The sequence below is a fragment of the Modestobacter sp. VKM Ac-2978 genome, assembly GCF_026968025.1.
Taxonomy (GTDB): domain Bacteria; phylum Actinomycetota; class Actinomycetes; order Mycobacteriales; family Geodermatophilaceae; genus Modestobacter.
In genome coordinates this window covers 466,152-485,335 of the sequence record NZ_JAPVBP010000002.1, presented here as the reverse complement: position 1 = coordinate 485,335, position 19,184 = coordinate 466,152, and the positions used below count along the sequence as shown (strand labels likewise).

Annotated in this window: 19 protein-coding genes; 13 read left to right on the top strand and 6 right to left on the bottom strand. The window is 71.9% G+C overall.

Annotation, left to right across the window (positions count from 1 at the left end):
- Window positions 1–8: 8 nt before the first annotated feature.
- Genes qcrC through qcrB form a run of 3 tightly spaced genes read left to right on the top strand, consistent with a single transcriptional unit; the run spans window position 9 to window position 3,678 of the window.
- Window positions 9–890 carry a cytochrome bc1 complex diheme cytochrome c subunit gene (gene qcrC, locus O2W53_RS06160; protein WP_269162127.1) on the top strand — a complete coding sequence of 294 codons (882 nt, stop codon included), beginning with the start codon at window positions 9–11 and terminating at the stop codon, window positions 888–890.
- Window positions 887–1,996, top strand: coding sequence for a cytochrome bc1 complex Rieske iron-sulfur subunit (qcrA, locus tag O2W53_RS06155; protein ID WP_269162126.1), 1,110 nt, complete (start codon window positions 887–889; stop codon window positions 1,994–1,996). The genes qcrC and qcrA overlap by 4 nt, the downstream gene beginning before the upstream one ends.
- The gene (gene qcrB, locus O2W53_RS06150) at window positions 1,996–3,678 is read left to right on the top strand and encodes a cytochrome bc1 complex cytochrome b subunit (RefSeq protein WP_269162125.1); all 1,683 of its coding nucleotides are present in this window, start codon (window positions 1,996–1,998) and stop codon (window positions 3,676–3,678) included. Before qcrA ends, qcrB begins: the two co-directional genes overlap by 1 nt.
- Before the next feature lie 889 nt (window positions 3,679–4,567).
- On the opposite strand, the gene O2W53_RS06145 is transcribed toward qcrB, so the two are convergent.
- Together O2W53_RS06145 and ctaC are read right to left on the bottom strand one after the other, a co-directional pair.
- Window positions 4,568–4,969 (bottom strand): cytochrome c oxidase subunit 4, encoded by a 402-nt coding sequence (locus O2W53_RS06145; RefSeq protein WP_269162124.1) that lies wholly within the window; start codon window positions 4,967–4,969, stop codon window positions 4,568–4,570.
- A gap of 33 nt (window positions 4,970–5,002) precedes the next feature.
- Window positions 5,003–5,875 (bottom strand): aa3-type cytochrome oxidase subunit II, encoded by an 873-nt coding sequence (ctaC, locus tag O2W53_RS06140; protein ID WP_269162123.1) that lies wholly within the window; start codon window positions 5,873–5,875, stop codon window positions 5,003–5,005.
- 309 nt (window positions 5,876–6,184) lie between these two features.
- Here ctaC and O2W53_RS06135 point away from each other — a divergent pair, with 309 nt between their 5' ends.
- From O2W53_RS06135 to asnB, 3 genes are read left to right on the top strand one after another with little or no spacing between them, the layout of a single operon-like run.
- On the top strand, window positions 6,185–6,550 hold the full coding sequence (locus O2W53_RS06135) for a metalloprotease (RefSeq protein WP_036334854.1): 366 nt from the start codon (window positions 6,185–6,187) through the stop codon (window positions 6,548–6,550).
- Entirely contained in the window at window positions 6,540–6,914 is a 375-nt protein-coding gene (locus tag O2W53_RS06130) for a DUF3817 domain-containing protein (RefSeq protein ID WP_269162122.1), read from the top strand. Before O2W53_RS06135 ends, O2W53_RS06130 begins: the two co-directional genes overlap by 11 nt.
- A 47-nt stretch (window positions 6,915–6,961) precedes the next feature.
- Complete coding sequence (gene asnB, locus O2W53_RS06125) at window positions 6,962–8,896, top strand: asparagine synthase (glutamine-hydrolyzing) (RefSeq protein WP_269162121.1); 1,935 nt, start codon at window positions 6,962–6,964, stop codon at window positions 8,894–8,896.
- A 422-nt stretch (window positions 8,897–9,318) separates the two neighbouring features.
- Here the strand turns inward: asnB and O2W53_RS06120 are convergent, their stop codons facing one another.
- Entirely contained in the window at window positions 9,319–9,675 is a 357-nt protein-coding gene (locus O2W53_RS06120) for a HesB/IscA family protein (protein WP_269162120.1), read from the bottom strand.
- 204 nt (window positions 9,676–9,879) lie between these two features.
- On the opposite strand from O2W53_RS06120, the gene O2W53_RS06115 reads away from it, so the two are divergent.
- A complete protein-coding gene (locus O2W53_RS06115; RefSeq protein ID WP_269162119.1) occupies window positions 9,880–10,497 on the top strand; it encodes a DUF3043 domain-containing protein in 618 nt (205 codons plus the stop codon).
- Between the two features lie 103 nt (window positions 10,498–10,600).
- On the top strand, window positions 10,601–11,584 hold the full coding sequence (locus O2W53_RS06110; protein WP_269162118.1) for an aldo/keto reductase family protein: 984 nt from the start codon (window positions 10,601–10,603) through the stop codon (window positions 11,582–11,584).
- Between the two features lie 100 nt (window positions 11,585–11,684).
- Here the strand turns inward: O2W53_RS06110 and O2W53_RS06105 are convergent, their stop codons facing one another.
- Window positions 11,685–11,897 (bottom strand): hypothetical protein, encoded by a 213-nt coding sequence (locus tag O2W53_RS06105; protein ID WP_036334846.1) that lies wholly within the window; start codon window positions 11,895–11,897, stop codon window positions 11,685–11,687.
- Window positions 11,898–12,040: 143 nt separating this feature from the next.
- On the opposite strand from O2W53_RS06105, the gene O2W53_RS06100 reads away from it, so the two are divergent.
- The 3 genes from O2W53_RS06100 (at window position 12,041) to O2W53_RS06090 (ending at window position 14,492) form a co-directional block, all read left to right on the top strand.
- Entirely contained in the window at window positions 12,041–12,484 is a 444-nt protein-coding gene (locus tag O2W53_RS06100; RefSeq protein WP_269162117.1) for a phage holin family protein, read from the top strand.
- Complete coding sequence (locus tag O2W53_RS06095) at window positions 12,481–13,197, top strand: DUF3618 domain-containing protein (RefSeq protein WP_269162116.1); 717 nt, start codon at window positions 12,481–12,483, stop codon at window positions 13,195–13,197. The genes O2W53_RS06100 and O2W53_RS06095 overlap by 4 nt, the downstream gene beginning before the upstream one ends.
- A gap of 134 nt (window positions 13,198–13,331) precedes the next feature.
- Entirely contained in the window at window positions 13,332–14,492 is a 1,161-nt protein-coding gene (locus O2W53_RS06090; RefSeq protein ID WP_269162115.1) for a YihY/virulence factor BrkB family protein, read from the top strand.
- Between the two features lie 24 nt (window positions 14,493–14,516).
- On the opposite strand, the gene gcvT is transcribed toward O2W53_RS06090, so the two are convergent.
- Window positions 14,517–15,635, bottom strand: coding sequence for a glycine cleavage system aminomethyltransferase GcvT (gene gcvT / locus O2W53_RS06085; protein WP_269162114.1), 1,119 nt, complete (start codon window positions 15,633–15,635; stop codon window positions 14,517–14,519).
- A gap of 69 nt (window positions 15,636–15,704) precedes the next feature.
- On the opposite strand from gcvT, the gene O2W53_RS06080 reads away from it, so the two are divergent.
- A complete protein-coding gene (locus tag O2W53_RS06080; protein WP_269162113.1) occupies window positions 15,705–17,219 on the top strand; it encodes a leucyl aminopeptidase in 1,515 nt (504 codons plus the stop codon).
- A 41-nt stretch (window positions 17,220–17,260) separates the two neighbouring features.
- On the opposite strand, the gene O2W53_RS06075 is transcribed toward O2W53_RS06080, so the two are convergent.
- Entirely contained in the window at window positions 17,261–17,656 is a 396-nt protein-coding gene (locus O2W53_RS06075; RefSeq protein WP_269162112.1) for an oxidoreductase, read from the bottom strand.
- Window positions 17,657–17,780: 124 nt separating this feature from the next.
- On the opposite strand from O2W53_RS06075, the gene lpdA reads away from it, so the two are divergent.
- The gene (gene lpdA, locus O2W53_RS06070) at window positions 17,781–19,163 is read left to right on the top strand and encodes a dihydrolipoyl dehydrogenase (RefSeq protein WP_269162111.1); all 1,383 of its coding nucleotides are present in this window, start codon (window positions 17,781–17,783) and stop codon (window positions 19,161–19,163) included.
- The last annotated feature ends 21 nt before the right edge of the window (window positions 19,164–19,184 follow it).

Sequence of the window (19,184 nt, the reverse complement as noted above, 5' to 3'; positions counted from 1 at the left end):
GGAACCGGGTGTCCACCACGAAGGCCTCGTCCGAAGCCCCTCTCGAGGGCGGCCGTCGCGGGCTGCTGCGTCGCCGGCTGGTCGCTGGCACGCCGGCCGCCGCCGCCCGTGACCGGCGCCGCTCCAAGCAGCGCCGCCGCCTGGCCAACGTGGCCGGGCTGATGGCCGCCCTGGTCCTGACCGGGGTGGGCTACTCGGCCTTCGCCCCCGGGGCCATCGCCGCGGACGAACGGTCCGACAGCGAGTCCATCGCCGTCGAGGCCGGCCGCGAGCTCTACGTCCTGAGCTGCATCACCTGCCACGGTTCCAACCTGCAGGGCGTGGAGGACCGTGGCCCGTCGCTCATCGGGGTCGGCTCGGCGTCGGTCTACTTCCAGGTCTCCACCGGCCGCATGCCGCTGGTCCGCCAGGAGGCCCAGGCGCCGGAGCACCCGGTGATCTTCACGGAGGCGGAGATCGCGCAGCTGATGGCCTACGTGCAGGCCAACGGTGGCGGTCCGACCGTTCCCTCGGGCGACCTGCGCGACGGCGAGCTGGCCGAGGGCGGCGAGCTGTTCCGCCTGAACTGCGCCTCCTGCCACAACTTCGTCGGCGAGGGCGGCGCGCTCTCCTCCGGGAAGCGGGCACCCTCGTTGGACGGCCTCACCGACGCGCAGATCTATGCGGCCATGCTGACCGGCCCGGAGAACATGCCGGTGTTCGGCGACAACCAGCTGACGCCCGAGGAGAAGCGCTCGGTCATCGACTACGTGCAGACGATCCAGGACCAGGCCGACCCCGGTGGCGCCCCGATCGGTCGCGCCGGTCCGGTCGCCGAGGGCCTGGTGCTCTGGGTCGCCGGCGTCGGTGCCCTGCTGTTCGGGATCTTCTGGATGGGGACGAAGGCGTGAGCACGACGGACAAGCACCCTGGTTCGACCGGCAGCGACGTCGACGGCCCCACCCACGGCGGGCCGGACGACGAGTACACCCCGGCGCAGCTGGCGGCGATGGACCGCACGCAGCTGGACCGGCTCGGCGCCCGCTACGACGGCGTGGAGATCCTGCACGTCGAGCCCGGTCCCGTGCCGGGGTCGGCACTGGAGAAGCAGGCCACCCGCCAGGTGACCATGTGGTTCGCCCTCGGCGCGTTCTTCGCCGTCGCCTTCCTGGTCGTCTACGCCGGCTCCGGCTGGTTCCTCCCCGACTGGGAGTGGGAGGTGGGCGCCGACTCCTGGAGCGCGCTGTTCACCCCGCTCCTCGGGCTGGCGATGGGCCTGTCGCTGCTGTGCATCGGCATCGGCCTGGTCCAGTACGTCAAGAAGCTGCTGCCGCACGAGACCGCGGTACAGGACAAGCACGACGGCTCGCACTTCGACCGGGTCACCACCGGTGCGTCCTTGATGAGCGGCCTGGACAAGTCCGGGCTCCCTCGCCGCAAGCTGCTCCTGGGCACGCTCGGCGTGATGGGCGCCGCCTTCGGCGCCATGCTGATCGCCCCGCTGGGCGGTCTGATCAAGAACCCCAACACGGGCAACCCGCTCGGGACCACGTCGTGGGCCGAGGGGGTCCGCCTCCTCCGCGACGACGGCACCCCGATCCGTCCGGGTGACCAGCAGCCCGGTTCGCTCGAGACGGTCTTCCCGGCCGTCGAGGGTGGCAACCGGCAGGCCGACGCAGCCACCATGCTGATCCGGCTCCGGCCGGAGCAGCAGCTCAGCGATGAGCCTCGGGAGGGCCAGGCCGACTTCTCCTACGGCGACTACGTGGCGTACTCGAAGATCTGCACGCACGCCGGCTGCCCGGTGTCGCTCTACGAGCAGGAGACGGGGCGCATCCTCTGCCCTTGCCACCAGTCACAGTTCCAGGTGACCGAAGGGGCAAAGCCGGTCTTCGGTCCGGCGACCCGCGCACTCCCCCAGCTGCCCATCACGGTCGACGACGAGGGCTACTTCGTGGCACGGAGCGACTACATTGAGGCAGTCGGCCCCACCTACTGGAACCGGGAACGGATCTGATGGCCACCACCACGGCGGCGCCTGGTGCGCCGACGAGCAAGATCGGGAAAGCGGCCCTCGAGGTCGACGACCGGCTGATCGTCGCCGGCCCGCTGCGCCGGACCCTGAACAAGGTCTTCCCTGACCACTGGTCGTTCCTGCTCGGGGAGATCGCGCTCTACTCCTTCGTCATCCTGCTGCTCTCCGGCACGTACCTGACGTTCTTCTACGACGCCACGATGCAGGAGGTCGTCTACGAGGGGACCTACGCGCCGTTGCGGGGCGTGGAGATGTCGGCGGCCTACGAGTCGACGCTCGGGCTCTCCTTCGACGTCCGCGGCGGTCTGCTGATCCGGCAGATCCACCACTGGGCCGCCCTGCTGTTCGTGGCCTCGATCGTGATCCACCTGCTGCGGATCTTCTTCACCGGTGCGTTCCGCCGCCCCCGCGAGACCAACTGGCTGATCGGCGTCGTGCTGCTGGTCCTGGCGCTGCTCATGGGCGTCACCGGCTACTCCCTCCCCGACGACCTGCTGTCGGGCACGGGCCTGCGGATCATCAGCGCGATCATCCTGTCGCTGCCGGTCATCGGCACCTGGGCGCACTGGGCGGTCTTCAACGGCGACTACGTCGGCACGGAGATCATCGGACGGTTCTACATCGTCCACGTGCTGATCCTCCCGGCGATCATCCTGGCCCTGATCGCGGCGCACCTGCTGATCCTGGTCAAGCAGAAGCACACGCAGTTCCCCGGTGCCGGTCGCACCGAGCACAACGTCGTCGGGAACCGGCTCTTCCCCGCGTTCGCCGTGAAGGCGACTGCGCTGTTGTTCATCGTCTTCGGGCTGTGTGCCGCCCTGGGCGGTCTGGTGCAGATCAACCCGATCTGGCTGTGGGGTCCGTACAACCCGGCGCAGGTGTCGGCCGGTTCGCAGCCGGACTGGTACATCGGCTTCCTCGACGGGTCGACCCGCCTCTTCCCGGCCTGGGACATCAACCTGCCCGGCGACTACACGATCCCGGCGCTGTTCTGGCCCACCGTGGTCGGCGCCGGCATGATGTTCACCGTGCTCGCGCTCTACCCGATGATCGAGCGCAAGCTGACCGGGGACACCGCATCCCACCACCTGCTGCAGCGCCCCCGCGACGTCCCTGTCCGGACGTCGGTGGGCGCCATGGCCCTCACGTTCTACGTGATCCTGTGGATCTCCGGTGGCAACGACCTGATCGCCGACAAGTTCGACATCAGCCTCAACGCGATGACCTGGTTCGGGCGGATCGGGTGCCTGGTGCTCCCGCCGTTCGCCTACTGGATGACCTACCGGCTGTGCATCGGGCTCCAGCGGCACGACCGCGAGGTGCTCGAGCACGGCATCGAGACCGGGGTCATCCGGCGGCTGCCCAGCGGTGAGTTCATCGAGGTCCACCAGCCCCTCGGCCCGGTGGACGAGCACGGCCACGGCCAGCTGGCCTACGGCGGCGCCTCGGTGCCCAAGAAGATGAACCAGGTCGGCGGCGCACGCCGTGCGATCAAGGGCTTCTTCAAGCCGGTCGAAGAGCCGGCCGAGGTGCAGCGGCAGGCAGAGCTCGAGGCCCGCGGGCTGGAGTCGGAGCAGGCCGACCGGCAGTCCATCACCTCTGGCCGCCCCTCCGAGGGGGGCCGTCCCTCCGAAGGTGGTCGGCCGCAGGCTCCGCGCGACTGACGCAAGGCACCAGCAGCAGGGCCCCGACGGACACCTTCGTCGGGGCCCTGCTGCATCTCCGGCTGCTCTGCTGCATCTTCGGCTGCTCTGCCCGGGCTCGATCCGTCCGCACGCTGAGACGGCGGATCACCGGCGTCTCTCGTGACCGCGCGGCGCAGCCGCCGTCCTCCGGCGGCGGCCGCCAGCCGGTGCGTGACACGTCCTCGCCCATGTCAGGTCGGTACATCGACCTGTTCGGCTGCGGCCGGCAGGAGCCCGAGGACGACACCGCTCCCGTGCGGCGGCAGCTGACCGGGCTCGTCGGAGCAGTGCTCGACCTCGGTAGCGGGCCCGGTCACTGGACCGCTCTTCTGCACTCCTCTGGCGCCAGATGACGGACGTCGCCATGGTCTCCGAGTTCGTCGCGCACGCGCAGCCGACTCATCTCGGCCCCCGTTCGACCACGAGGTCGTCACCGCCCGCCGCGGGCCCGTCGCCACCTCCTCCCAGCGCCTGATGGAGGCAGGCTCAACGAGGTGCAGCGACTGCAGCGCCAGGCGCCGGAACGGGTCCAGATCCGAGGTACGCCGCGACCGCTGCACGAGCGTCCTGAAGCCCGCCCGCCCAGCCAGCGGCCGCAGGGGGCACGGGAGTGCAGCCTCCGCATGCCGAACGAGGCGTCAGGAGGCCGGACGTGCTCCCCGGGTGGAACCCGGCCAGGTGGTCACCCGGTGTCCACCCGGCATCGACTCAGCCAGTGTGTGGCTCCTTCGACGGCACGGCAGCCCCGTCACCACGGCCCCAGCCCGCCTGTCCCCGTGTCTCCGCTGCCCCAAAGGCACAACATGCTGAGCGGGGCCCCTTCCCGACTGGGAAGGGGCCCCGCTGAAGCGTGCCGTGCAGGTGTCGCTCAGCTGTGCGCGTTCTGCCCGACGTAGTACTCGAAGAGCAGCCCACCGATGGTCACGATGAGCGCGACGACACCGATGATGACCAGCCACGGGTACCAGAAGGCCAGCGCGAGGCCCATGATCCCGGCCGAGAACGCCAGCCCGAACGGCCAGTAGCTCGCCGGGCTGAAGAAGCCCAGCTCGCCGGCACCGTCGGCGATCTCCGCGTCCTTGCGGTCCTCGGGACGGGCGTCGATGCGCCGGCTCACGAACCAGAAGAAGCCACCGATCAGGGCGGTGAGGCCGCCGGACAGCGCGAGCGCCGTCGTCCCGATCGGCTCACGGGCCCAGAAGCCGTAGACGACTGCGGTCACGAGGCAGAACACCGTGATCAAGTTGAAGATGAGCGCTTCGACCTTCACGGCCGCTCCTCCAGGTGGTGCGAGGTGATCGGGTCAGTCATCCGAGGCCACCGCCTGTTCGCGCTGGAGCAGGAACGGCTCCGTGGAGACCGCCTCGCCCGGCTCGCCGATGAGCACCAGCGCGTCGTAGACCGACAGGCCCTCCTCGCGTGCCGCGAGGTAGTCCTCGTACGCATCAGGTGACACCGAACGGAGCTCGAAGTTCATGAACGCGTGGTAGGTGCCGCACAGCTCGGCGCAGCGGCCGACGAAGGCACCCTCCTCGCGGACGGTGACCTCGAAGACGTTGTCCCGCCCGTTCTCGTTGCCCGGGAGGATGTCGAGCTTGAAGAGGAACTCCGGCACCCAGAAGGAGTGGATGACGTCCGCCGAGGCCAGCTCGAACCGGATCGTCTGGTCGGTGGGGACCACCAGGATCGGGATCTCGGTGCTGGTGCCGACCGTCGACACGGCCTCACCGCCCGCGGTCTCCGTCTCGGGGTAGACGAACTGCCAGTTCCACTTGAAGGCGTTGACCTCCACCGTGACGTCCGGGTCGTCGCTGACGTCGCGGACCTCGTTCTGGGTGTTCACGGTGAAGAAGAAGAGCACCGCGATGATCAGGAACGGGATGATCGTGTAGACGACCTCGAGCGGGAGGTTGTAGGCGGTCTGCCGGGGCAGCTCGTCCCCGCGCTTCCGGTACCGGATGGTCGCGTAGGCGATGAGCACCCACACCGCGATGCCGACCACCAGGGCGGCGATCGTCGAACCGATCCACAGGTCGTGCATGCGCTCGGCCTGGTCGGTGATGCCCTCGGGCCATCCCCAACTGAGCCAACTGCCCGTGACGTCGCACCCGCTGAGCGTCAGCGCTCCCAGGAGACCGAGCCCGGCGACCTTCGCCAGCTTGCTGCGTCGAGCCACTGCCCGCTGCCTCCTCATCCCCCGCGTGGCGGCGCCACGCGGTCTCACCGGCGGGTGCTCCTCGGTTGCCCGACAGGCTCTGCCCACCCCGACCACAGTCTCGCCGAGACTAGCCGACCCCGCCCGTCGTCCCGGGGGCGGGAGCACCGCCCCGGCGGGTCGCCCCGGGCCCACTGGTCGGACACAGCCGGCGCCGACCACCGGCGGGCCGGCGAGCCCGCTGCCGGCCCGCAGCAGGGGCGCTGACGTGCTCGGGGCCACGCCGTGGGCGACGGCCCACGGTCGGCCCCGGCGGTTACAGTCGCGGGCGTGTACCGACGCCTGCTCAGCCCCGGGTGGCTCTTCATGCACCTGGTGGTCGTGGCGCTCTTCGTGATGACGTTCTTCCTCGGCTACTGGCAGTTGACCAAGGCCGAGGCCGGTGGCGGCGCCGTCAACTGGAGCTATGCGCTGCAGTGGCCGCTCTACGGGTTCATGGGCCTGGGCTTCTACCTCAAGATGGCCAAGGACGAGCTGGCCCGGGACCCCGCGGACGACGAGCCCGGCGCCTCCCTGGTGCTGTACCAGCGGCCGCGGATCGACACGACCGGCGACCCGGAGCTGGCTGCGTACAACGCCTACCTCGCCGAGCTCAACGAGAAGGCCCTCAGGCCGCGGAGCGACAGTGACCGCTGACCGCACCGCGACGTCGTCGCGGCTGCCGCGCGCGCTGGCCCGCCGGGTCGGGCAGGACGTGCCGGCCGCGCTGACCCGCTACCGGGTGATGGCCTGGGTCGTCGGCGTCCTGCTGATCGCCCTGATCCTCGTCGCCGTGCCGTTGAAGTACACCGCCGGTGTCGAGGGCCCGGTCGAGGTCATCGGCACCGCACACGGCTGGCTCTACGCGATCTTCTTCGTGACCGCCTGCGACCTCGCGCTGCGCGCCCGGTGGTCGGTCAAGGGCTCGGTGCTCGTGCTCCTGGCGGGCACCGTCCCGATCCTGTCCTTCGTCGCCGAGCGGATCGCCACCCGCAAGACCCGCGCCGGCGAGCGCGTCTGACCACGGGGCCTCCCGCCCCCCTCCCCCACCTCCTGGAGACCTCCCGCATGTGCGGCCTGCTGGCCTACCTGTCCACCGACGCCGAGCGGGTCGACGAGCAGACCGTCTCCGGGGTGCAACACGCGCTGCGCTGCCTGCGGCACCGGGGTCCCGACGACCGGGAGGTCTGGTCGGACGGGCACGCGGTGCTCGGCTTCAACCGGCTGGCGTTCATCGACATCGAGGGCAGCCCCCAGCCGATGCCCTACGCCGAGGGCCGGTACCGGATCGTCTTCAACGGTGAGATCTACAACTACCTGGAGCTGCGCGAGGAGCTGAAGGCGGCCGGCGCCACCTTCGCCACCGAGGGCGACACCGAGGCGATCGTCGCGGGCTACCACCTGTGGGGCGAGGCGATCGTCCCGCGACTGCGCGGCATGTTCGCGTTCGTCATCTGGGACACCCGGACCGGGACGGCGTTCGGCGCCCGGGACGCCTTCGGCATCAAGCCGCTGTTCACCGCTCGACTGGCCGACGGTGGCCTGGTCTTCAGCTCGGAGAAGAAGGCCCTGCTGGAGCTGCTGGGCGGCACCCCCGGCGCCGGCGGCGTCGACCCGGCGTCCCTGCAGCACTACCTGACCCTGCAGTACGTGCCCGAGCCCGCCACCCTGCACCGGGGGATCCGGCGGATCGAGAGCGGCACCAGCTTCACCGTGGTGGACGGCGAGCTGCAGACGAAGCGCTGGTTCCACCCGTCGTTCCGGTCGCAGCCGGTCGCCCCGGGTGGCGAGCAGGCACTGTTCGACCGGATCGCCGAGGTGCTCGACGACTCGGTCGCCAAGCACATGCGCGCCGACGTCACGGTCGGGTCGTTCCTCTCCAGCGGCATCGACTCCACGGCGATCGCCGCACTGGCCCACAAGTACAACGACGACCTGGTCACCTTCACCGTCGGCTTCCAGCGGGAGGCCACCTCGGAGGTCGACATCGCCGCCGAGTCCGCGGCGATCCTGGGTGTGAGGCACATACCGGTGGAGATCACCGCGCAGGAGTTCGCCGACGCGATCCCCGCTGTCGTCTGGTACCTGGACGACCCGGTCGCCGACCCGGCGCTCGTACCGCTCTACTTCGTGGCCCGCGAGGCCCGTAAGCACGTCAAGGTGGTGCTCTCCGGTGAGGGCGCCGACGAGCTGTTCGGCGGGTACACGATCTACCGGGAGCCGCTGAGCCTGGCCTGGGCCACGAAGCTGCCGGCGGTCGGGCGGCAGGCGCTCGGCCGGCTGTCGAGGCTGGTGCCGGAGGGCGTCCGCGGGCAGAGCCTGCTGGAGCGCGCATCGCAGCCGCTGGCGGAGCGGTACTACGGGAACGCCCGGAACCTCAACGCCATCGAGCTCGCCCAGCTGCTCCCCGGCCGCGACCCCGACCTCTCCCACGTCACCGTCACCGAGTCCCTCTACCGGCAGACCCGCGAGGCCGGCTACGACGACGTGACGGCGATGCAGTACGTCGACCTCTTCACCTGGCTCCGTGGCGACATCCTGGTCAAGGCCGACAAGATGACGATGGCCAACTCCCTCGAGCTGCGGGTCCCGTTCCTGGACCCCGAGGTCTTCGCCCTGGCCAGCACCCTGCCGCTGGAGATGCGGGTGCCCCGCCGCGGCGATGCGACCAAGTACGCCCTGCGGCAGGCGATGCGGCAGATCGTCCCGCCGAAGATCATGAACCGCCGCAAGCTGGGCTTCCCGGTACCGACGGCGGAGTTCCTGGCCGGCCCGTTGCACGGGTGGGCCCGGGACATCGTGACCGCCAGCCAGACCGACGAGTGGCTCGACCGCGACCACGTGCTCCGGCTGCTCGACCGACTTCGCGAGGCCGAGGTGCCCAGCAAGCGGATCGCCCGGCAGGTCTGGGGGGTGCTGGTCTTCATGCTCTGGCACGGGATCTTCGTCGAGGAGCGGATCACCCCGGAGATCCCCGAGCCGGTCTACCCCGTCCGGATGTGACCGGACGCCGGAGGGTCGCCGCGGCCGGTGGCCTGCTGCTGACCGGCCTGCTGCTGGCCGGCTGCTCCGGCACGGACGGCGAGGAGCCGGGCGATCCGGTCCCCACGACCACGGCACCCACGACCACGGCACCCACGTCCGCGGCACCCTCGCCGCGGACCCCGCCGCCGATCGCCCCCCGCCCGGACCCGTCCGCCGACACGCCCCGACCCGGGACGACATCGCCCGCACCGACGGCCCAGCCGGCGCCGGCACCGGACCCCGGCCCAGTTCTCCCGAGGGTGCCGTCCCCCTCGGCCGGCGTCCCGATGCCGATCCCCTCGCAGCCGGCCGACTGAGGCCGCCCTGCCTCCCCGGGACGCACCGAGGCCCGGCCCCCCTTGCGGGGTGCCGGGCCTCGGTGCGTTCGGGCTAGCTGGCGATCAGTGGAACGAGTCGCCGCAGGCGCAGGAGCCGCCCGCGTTCGGGTTGTCGATGGTGAAGCCCTGCTTCTCGATGGTGTCGACGAAGTCGATCGTCGCGCCGCTGAGGTACGGGATGCTCATCCGGTCGACGATGACCTCGACGCCACCGAACTCGAAGGTCGCGTCGCCGTCGAGGAAGCGCTCGTCGAAGAACAGCTGGTAACGGAGACCCGAGCAACCACCCGGCTGCACCGCGATCCGCAGCCGCAGGTCGTCGCGACCCTCCTGCTCCAGCAGCGTCTTCACCTTGAGGGCGGCGGGGTCGCTGAGGATGACGCCGGTGGCGCCGGGGGCCTGCGTGTCCTGCACGGTCATGTCGTGGTCCTCCCAGACTCGAGGGTGTCCTGCTCGGCCCGCCACGGAGGGCGGGCTCTCAGAACGGCCAACACCGCCGTGGCGGAGCTGCTTCCCACTGTACGGCGCGAACGCCGCACGGGGCGGTGCCCGCACCGCTCGCCCTGGGTGCCCCGCTGTCGTGGCACCCCTGACAGGAGGCGCTGTCCACGTAGACTCGCCGACGTGAAGCTCCGCCTGCCCGGCCGCCGTCCCGACTCCGACACGGCGTCGGACGCCGTCACCACCGTCACCCCGCACGGGTCGACGGCGGTCGGCACGACGGGCAAGGGCCGCCCCACCCCGCGCCGCAACGAGGCGCAGGGACGGCGCAGTGGGCCGGTGCCGCCGCCGCCGACCACGCGCAAGGAGGCCTACAAGCGGATGCGCGAGCAGCAGGCCGCGGGCCGTGGCAACACCCGTGCCGCCGGGGCCCGCGGCGACGACAGCGCACTGCCCGCCCGCGACCGCGGCCCGGTGCGCCGACTGGTCCGCGACGTCGTCGACGCCCGCCGCAACGCCGGCAGCTTCTTCCTGGCGGTGGCCGCGCTGGTGCTGATCGGCTACTTCATCCCGGTGCCGGCGGTGCAGAGCTACACCGTGTTCGTGTGGTTCGCCTTCTTCCTGGTGATCATCGGCGACTCGTTCCTCCTCGGCCGCAAGATCAAGGCGAAGGTCACCGAGCGCTTCCCGGACACCGACCAGAAGATGCGCAGCCTGGTCTGGTACGGCGTCAGCCGGGCCACGATGATCCGCCGTTGGCGTTTCCCCAAGCCGCAGGTGCCGCTGGGCGCCGAGGTCTGACGAAGTCGAAGGACCCCCTCGCCCCCCACCACTCGCAGGCTCGTGGCGGGCCCCTGCGAGGGGGCCGCGGTGGTCATTACCCGATCTAAGTACCGTCTGATCCGTGCAGACACGACGCCTCGGCCGCTCTGGCCTGACCATCTCCGAGATCGCCTACGGCAACTGGCTGACCCACGGCAGCCAGGTCGAGGAGGACGCCGCCCACGCCTGCGTGCGGGCCGCCCTCGACGTCGGGATCACCACCTTCGACACCGCCGACGTCTACGCCGGCACGAAGGCCGAGTCCGTCCTGGGCCGAGCGCTGGCCGGCCAGCGCCGGGAGGGTCTGGAGATCTTCACCAAGGTCTACTGGCCCACCGGCCCGGGGGCCAACGACCGCGGCCTGTCCCGCAAGCACATCACCGAGAGCTGCAACGCGTCACTGCAGCGGCTGCAGACCGACTACGTCGACCTGTACCAGGCACACCGGTACGACTCCTCGGTGCCGCTGGAGGAGACGATGACCGCCTTCGCCGACCTGGTGCGCCAGGGCAAGGTGCTCTACCTCGGCGTCTCCGAGTGGCGCGCCGAGGAGATCGCCGCCGCCGCCGAGCTGGCTCGCGAGCTCAAGGTCCAGCTGATCAGCAACCAGCCGCAGTACTCGATGCTGTGGCGGGTCATCGAGGCCGAGGTGGTGCCCACCAGCGAGCAGGAGGGCCTCTCCCAGATCGTCTGGTCCCCGCTGGCGCAGGGCGTGCTCACCGGCAAGTACCTGCCCGGTCAGCAGCCGCCGGCCGACAGCCGCGGCGGGCACGCCACGGTGGGCGGCTCGATGAAGGGCTACCTGACCGACGACGTGCTCACCCGCGTCCAGGAGCTCCGGCCCATCGCCGACGAGCTCGGCCTGTCGATGGCGCAGCTGGCGATCGCCTGGGTGCTGCAGAACCGGAACGTGGCGGCCGCCATCATCGGCGCCAGCCGGCCCGAGCAGGTGCACGACAACGTGCAGGCCGCCGGGGTCCAGCTGCCGGCCGAGGTACTGACCCGCATCGACCAGGTGCTGGGCGACGTCGTGGAGCGCGACCCCGCCAAGACCTCGCGCGGCTGAGGAGGGCACCGCCCTCCACCCCTCGCCCGCAGGCCGGCGGCGGGCCCCTCCCGCAGAGGCCCGCCGCCGGCCGACGAGCCGTGGGACAGGGCGGGCCGCCTCAGTTCGCCGCCAGGCCCATCGGGCCGTACACCCGCTCGCCGTCCTCCTGCAGCGTCACCGTGGCGACCCCGCGTTCCAGCAGGTCGCGCCAGGACTCCCCCAGCCAGGACTCGGCGTCGCCCTGGTTGTCGCACTCGGGCACCTCCACCCCGAGCGTGGCAGGGTCGATCGGCGCACCCGAAGGGTCTTCCAGCTGCCAGGTCCAGCTCATGGCGGCAGGCTAGCGATCTCCCGCCCTCGGGGCAGCCCCGGAACGTGGCCGGCCGACCGGGCACGCAGTGGCGATCTTGGTTTACGCGGTAAGCACCCGGGCATGGTGCAGGGATCACCCACGCCCGACAACGCGGAGTACAGATGAGCCAGCCCACCACGGGCGCCGGTGCCAGCCGGGTGGAGACACCCCCGCCCGCCCCCGAGAACGCCTCCACCGGTCAGCTGATCGGGCAGCTCTCCGACCAGTTGACGCGACTGGTCCGGGACGAGATGCGCCTGGCCCAGGCCGAGGTCAGCACCAAGGCCAAGAAGTTCGGGTTGGGGGCCGGCCTCTTCGGCGGCGCGGGGCTGTTCGCCTTCCTCGGTCTCCAGGTGCTCGTCGCGGCCGCCGTCCTCGCCCTCGCGCTCGTCCTCCCCGGCTGGCTGGCCGCCGTCATCGTCGCCGTCGTGCTCTTCGTGGTCGCCGCCGTGCTCGCCCTGATCGGCAAGAAGGACGTCCAGCAGGCCGCCCCGCCCGTGCCGACCGAGGCCATCGCGAGCGTCAAGACCGATGTCGCGACCGTGAAGGAGAGTGCGTCCCGATGACCGGAGCCGACGACACCCGGCCGGACGACGCTGCCGGCCCGAACGACCCCGACGCGATCCGCGCCGACATCGAGCAGACCCGGGAGCAGCTCGGCCGCACGGTCGACGAGCTCAGCCACCGGCTCGACGTCCCGGCCCGGGCCCAGGAGCGCGTCGACCAGGCCAAGAGCTCGGCACTGGAGAGCGCCAACCGGACCAAGGACACCGCGGTCGAGACGTACCGGGAGAACCCGCCGGCCGTCATCGGTGGCGGCGTGGCCGCCCTCACCGCGGTCATCGGGCTGCTCTCCTGGCGTCGCAGGCGTCGGCGGACCGCGGAGGAGCGGGCGGCCGCCAAGCAGGCCGCCCGCCGCCAGGCAGCGGCCCGGAAGGCGGCGCAGCAGCGGGCGAAGCGCGCCGGCAAGGAGCGAGTGGCGGCACGGAAGAAGGCGGCCGAGCGCGCCGAGGTCCGCCGGAAGGCCGCGGCCGCTCGCCGGAAGGCCGCCGTCACGAGCCTCAGCGCGCACAAGCGCACCGCCACCGGGCAGCTGACCGCCAAGCAGCGGGCCGCCTCGAAGCAGCTGTCGGCCGCGCAGCGGGCTGCCACTGCCCGCGTGCGGGCCGGCGAGCGCGTCGCGGTGCAGCAGGTCGCCGCGACCCAGCGGGCCGCCGCCCGGCGCCTGCCGCGCCGTCGCTCCGGCTGGCGGCGCACGCTGGCTCGGCTGAGCCGCTGAGCTCTCGCCGGTGACACCGGCCTGAGCTGCACGGTCCGCCTGTCGGCCGGCCCCCGCGTGGGGCCGGCCGGGAGTCGGCGGACGCCGCCGTTCCACCGATCCACCTGCAGACCCGAGACAAGGGGACGAGACCGATGGTCGACAACGGGCGGCCGGGCAGCGCCGTGGAGAACATCCGCGTGCGGGTCCAGGAGAAGGCCGAGCGACGGGCCGCGATGCGGGCTGCAGAAGCCCGTGCTGCCGGACGCGACGACGGGGCCAGCGGAGCCTCCTCCACGGCCGTCGTCCGCGGTGAGCAGCGGGAAGCCGCCCGCCCGGCTCCGGACGTGCCCGAGCCCGAGGAGATGCCGGGCATCCACGCCGACCGGCCCACGGACATCCCAGCGCGCGGCTGGCTGCAGATCGTCAAGCGGTCCTGGGCGGAGAACAACGCCGACAACATGCCGATCATCGCCGGTGGGGTGGCCTTCTTCGCCTTCCTCTCGATCTTCCCGGCGCTGATCGCGACCATCTCGATCTACGGCCTGGTCGCCTCCCCCGAGCAGGTCACCCAGCAGATCGCATCGCTGTCCGACCAGCTCCCGGAGAGCGCCCAGGACATCCTCACCGAGCAGCTGACCGACATCACCAGCAACGCCGGCGGGGCGCTCACCTTCGGTCTGATCGCCTCGGTGCTCGGTGCGCTGTGGACGGCGTCCGGCGGTGTCAACAACATGGTGAAGGCGGTGAACATCGCCTACGACGAGGTCGAGACCCGCAACTTCCTGAAGCTGCGCGCGCTCTCCCTGGTGCTCACCCTGGGCGCGATCGTGTTCATCCTCTTCACCTTCGCCCTCATCGCCGTGGTCCCGGTGGTGCTCGACGCGCTCCCGCTGGGCGGTGTCGGCACGGTCCTGGCCCAGGTCCTGCGCTGGGTGCTCCTGCTGGGCGTGGTGATCGGCTCGCTGGCCGTCCTCTACCGGGTCGCCCCGGACCGGGATGCGCCGAAGATCCGCTGGGTGAGCCTCGGCTCCCTGGTGGTCACCGTCATCTGGGCGGTCGTCAGCGTCGCCTTCAGCTTCTACGTGAACAACTTCGGTTCCTACAACGAGACGTACGGCGCGATCGCCGGCGTCATCGTGTTGATGCTGTGGCTGTACCTGACCTGCTACCTGGTGCTGCTGGGCGCGGAGATCAACGCCGAGACCGAACACCAGACCGCGCAGGACACCACCCAGGGCGACCCCGAGCCGATGGGGAAGCGGGACGCCGTCGTCGCCGACGAGGTGCCCGACCCGCCGGTGCCGAGCAAGTAGTCACCGAGAGCGGTGCCCCGGCCCTCAGCGGACGTGGGACTCCACGAACGGCGGACGCCGGACGACGACCGCCTGGGGCCGTCCCCGAACGTCGACGGCGACCTCCGTCCCCTCGGCGACACCGGCGGAGCTGTCCAGCAGTGCCAGGGCGATCCCGGTCCGAAGGGTCGGGGAGAACGTGCCGCTGCTGACCTCGCCGATCCGCGAGCCGTCGGCGCCGAGCACGAGCATGCCGGGCCGGGGGATCCCACGACCGGGCGCCTGCAGACCCCACAGCTGACGCGGCGCGCCGGCCGCCTTCTCCGCGACCAGCGCCTCGCGCCCCCAGAACGCGTCCTTGCCCCACCCAACGGCCCACCCCGACCGCGCCTGGTTGGGGGTGATTTCCCGCGACAGCTCGTGGCCGTGCAACGGGTACCCCATCTCCGTGCGCAGGGTGTCCCGGGCCCCCAGGCCGCACGGCCGGATCTGCTCGGGCTCGCCGGCAGCCAGCAGCGCGTCCCACAGCTGCCCGGCACGCTCGGCGGCGACCAGCAGCTCGTAGCCGTGCTCGCCGGTGTAGCCGGTCCGGCAGACGGTGACCTCGTCCCCGCCGGAGCCGGGTGTCTCGGCGAAGGACATGTAGGGCAGCTCGCCGGGCAGGCCGACGGCCGCCAGCACCTCGGGTGAGCGCGGCCCCTGCAGCGCCAGGACGGCGACCTCGGTGTGCCGGTCGGTGACCGTGACCCCCGCCGGCGCCTCGGCCGCGAGCCGGGCCAGCACGTCGGCCGCGTTGGCCGCGTTGGGCACGAGCAGGACGTCGTCCGGGCCGTGCAGGTAGACGATCAGGTCGTCGACCACGCCTCCCGCCTGCGGGTCACCGTCGGGGACGCAGCACAGCGTGTACTGGGCCTGGCCGGGCCCGATCTTGCCCAGGTCGTTGGTCAGGCAGGAGTTGACGAAGTCGGCGGCCCCCGGGCCACGCACCGTCGCGGTGCCCAGGTGCGAGACGTCGAAGAGCCCGACGCCCTCCCGGACCGCGGTGTGCTCGGCCAGCACGCCACCACCGGCGTACTCGATCGGCATGGACCAGCCACCGAAGTCGGCGAACTTGGCGCCGGCGGCGACGTGACGATCGTGCAGAGGGGAGGTCAGCGGGCTCACCGCCAGCACGCTAGTGGTCGGCGGCCTGCCGGTCGTACGCCGTCCTCACCACCTCCTTACGATCGTCGGGTGCCGCCTACCATCTCCGCCACCGACCGCCCGCTCGAGAAGCTGACCGCCGACGCCCTCGTCGTCGGCGTCGGCCAGGGACCGGCAGGCCTGCTGTCCACGCCCGGGGCCGACGCGATCGACCGGCTCCTCGGCGGTCGGCTCCTCGCCGCTCTGGCCGATCTCGGCGCCCGCGGGGCCGAGGACGAGGTCACCAAGCTGCCCACCTTCGGCCAGGGTCCGTTCCCGGTCGTGGCCGTGGCCGGGCTGGGCGCCCCGCAGGCCGACGGCTCCTACTCGGCGGAGGCGGTCCGCCGGGCCGCCGGGGCCGCCAGCCGCGCGCTGACCGGGCGCAGCTCCCTGGTCACCCTCCTCGCCGCCGTGGGTGGCGCACCGGACGCCGACCGGCTGCACGCCGTCGGCGAGGGGTCGCTGCTCGGCGCGTACGAGTTCACCGCCTACAAGTCCGACCTCCCGGCCGACCGTCCCACCCCGCCGTCCTCGGTGGAGCTCGTCGTCCCCGACGCCGGCGCTGCGAAGGCGCCGCTGGCCCGCGTGCGCGCGGTCGCCGCCGCCGTCGCCCTGGTCCGCGACCTGGTCAACAGCCCGCCCAACGACCTGTACCCGGCGGAGCTCGCCGCCCGGGGGGCCGCCGCGGGCAAGAAGGCCGGGCTGTCGGTCGAGGTGCTCGACGAGAAGGCCCTGGCGGCCGGCGGGTACGGCGGCATCCTCGCCGTCGGCGGCGGCTCGAGCCGCGGCCCGCGGCTGCTGCGTCTGGAGTACAAGGGCAAGAAGGCCAAGACGAGCGTCGCGCTGGTCGGCAAGGGCATCACCTTCGACAGCGGCGGCATCTCGATCAAGCCCGCGGCGAAGATGGAGGACATGAAGAGCGACATGGCCGGCGCCGCGGCCGTGATCGCCACCGTCTGCCTGGTCGCCGAGCTCGGCCTCCCGGTCGACGTGACCGCCACCGTGCCGATCGCCGAGAACATGCCCAGCGGCACCGCCTACCGCCCGGCCGACGTGGTCACCTTCCGCAACGGCAAGAAGGCGGAGATCACCAACACCGACGCCGAGGGCCGGGTCGTGCTCGCCGACGCCATCTGCCGCGCCGTCGAGGACTCCCCCGCCCACCTGCTGGAGACCTCGACGCTGACCGGCGCGCAGCTGGTCGCGCTGGGCACCCGCACCTCCGGCGTGATGGGCAGTGACGACCTGCGGGACGCCGTCGTCGCCGCCAGCCGGCGCAGCGGGGAGCCGATGTGGGCGATGCCGCTGCCGCCGGAGCTGCGACGCGGGCTGGACTCCCCGATCGCGGACCTGGTGAACGCCAACGCCGACCGGATGGGCGGGATGCTCGTGGGTGGGCACTTCCTGTCCGAGTTCGTGCCCGCCGGCCTGCCCTGGGCGCACATCGACGTCGCCGGCCCGGCCTACAACACCGGCGCCCCCTGGGGCTACACGCCCAGGGGCGGCACCGGCGTGCCGGTCCGCACGCTGCTCGCCACGATCGAGGGCCTCATCGCCGCACAGTGAGCCGACGGCCCCCCGCCTCCGACGAGGTGGGGGGCCGCCCGTCACAGCTTGTCGTCCGCCTTCTGGCGGGCGCTCCAGTCGCGCATCCGCTGCGGGTAGCCGGTGATCTGCGCGTCGTACACCGGGACGGCGAGGTCGCGGGACAGCTTGCGGGCGGTGTCCGGTCCGTCGATCCGTCGCCGCGTCCACTCCCCGTCGGCGGCGACCAGCAGGATCGTCGTCTCGGTCACCGCGGTACGGGGCTCGACGTACCCCTCGACGCCGCGCCGGGTGGCGACGAACTGCTCCAGATGGCTCAGGTCCGCCGACCCCGACGCGCGGTCGAGCGTGCCGCGCCGGCTCCGACCGCCCCCTGCAGCGCCCCTCGTCCCGCGGCTCCGCAGCCGGTCGATCAGCCCCATCGCACTGCCCCCGTCCTCGCCGGCCGCGGACTGCACCGCGACGCTCTTGCAGAGAGCAACGGAGCATCCGAACGCGCCGTTCCCGGGAGTGGCAGGATGGGCACGCGCAGGATCGCCGTGCCCGGAGCAGCTCCGGGCCACCCAGCACTGAGGAGCAGCCGTGAGCGCACCGTCCACCCCCGCTGACCTGGTCATCCTCGGTGGTGGCTCGGGTGGCTACGCCGCCGCACTGCGGGCCGCCGAACTGGGCATGTCCGTCGTCCTGATCGAGCGGGACAAGGTGGGCGGCACCTGCCTGCACCGCGGCTGCATCCCCACCAAGGCCCTGCTGCACACCGCCGAGGTCGCCGACAACGCCCGCGAGGGCGAGCAGTTCGGCGTCAAGTCGACCCTCTCGGGCATCGACATGGACGGGGTGAACGCCTACAAGGACGGCGTCATCGCCAAGAACCACAAGGGCCTGCAGGGCCTGATCAAGAGCCGCGGCATCAAGTACGTGAGCGGCGAGGGCCGGCTGGTCTCCCCGACCGCGGTCCAGGTCGGCGACGAGACCTTCGAGGGCAAGCACGTGCTGCTGGCCACCGGGTCCTACGCCCGCTCCCTGCCCGGCATCGAGATCGACGGCACCAAGGTCATCACCAGCGACCACGCGCTGAAGCTCGACCGGGTGCCGACGTCGGCGATCGTCCTCGGCGGCGGCGTGATCGGCTGCGAGTTCGCCAGCGCCTGGAAGTCCTTCGGCGTCGACGTGACCATCGTCGAGGGCCTGCCCCACCTCGTCCCGCTGGAGGACGAGTCGTCCTCCAAGCTGCTGGAGCGCGCCTTCCGCCGCCGCAAGATCGACTTCTCCCTGGGCAGCCGGGTGGCCAAGGTCGAGACCACCGCCGACGGCGTGAAGGTCTCCCTGGAGAACGGCAAGGACTACGAGGCCGAGCTCGTGCTCGTCGCCGTGGGCCGTGGGCCGGTCAGCGAGGGCCTCGGCTACGAGGAGGCCGGCGTCGCCATGGACCGTGGCTACGTCCTGGTCGACGAGTACTGCCAGACCAACGTGCCGACCATCTCCGCCGTCGGCGACCTGATCCCGACCCTGCAGCTCGCGCACGTGGGCTTCGGCGAAGGGATCCTGGTGGCCGAGCGCCTCGCCGGGCTGCCGGTCGTGCCGATCGACTACGCGGGTGTCCCGCGGGTCACCTACTCCGAGCCCGAGGTCGCCTCCGTCGGCCTGACCGAGGCCCAGGCCAAGGAGAAGCACGGCGAGGTCGAGGTCGCCACCTACGACCTGGCCGGCAACGGCCGGGCCGCGATCCTGAAGACGGCGGGTGCGGTCAAGCTGATCCGCGTCGCCGGCAACGGGCCTGTCGTCGGCGTGCACATGGTCGGCAGCCGGGTCGGCGACATGATCGCCGAGGCCCAGCTGGTCTACAACTGGGAGGCCCTGCCGGAGGAGGTCGCCCAGCTGATCCACCCGCACCCGACGCTGAGCGAGGCCCTCGGCGAGGCGGCGCTGGTCCTGGCCGGCAAGCCGCTGCACGCGCACGACTGACGCACCACCTGCTCAGCACGA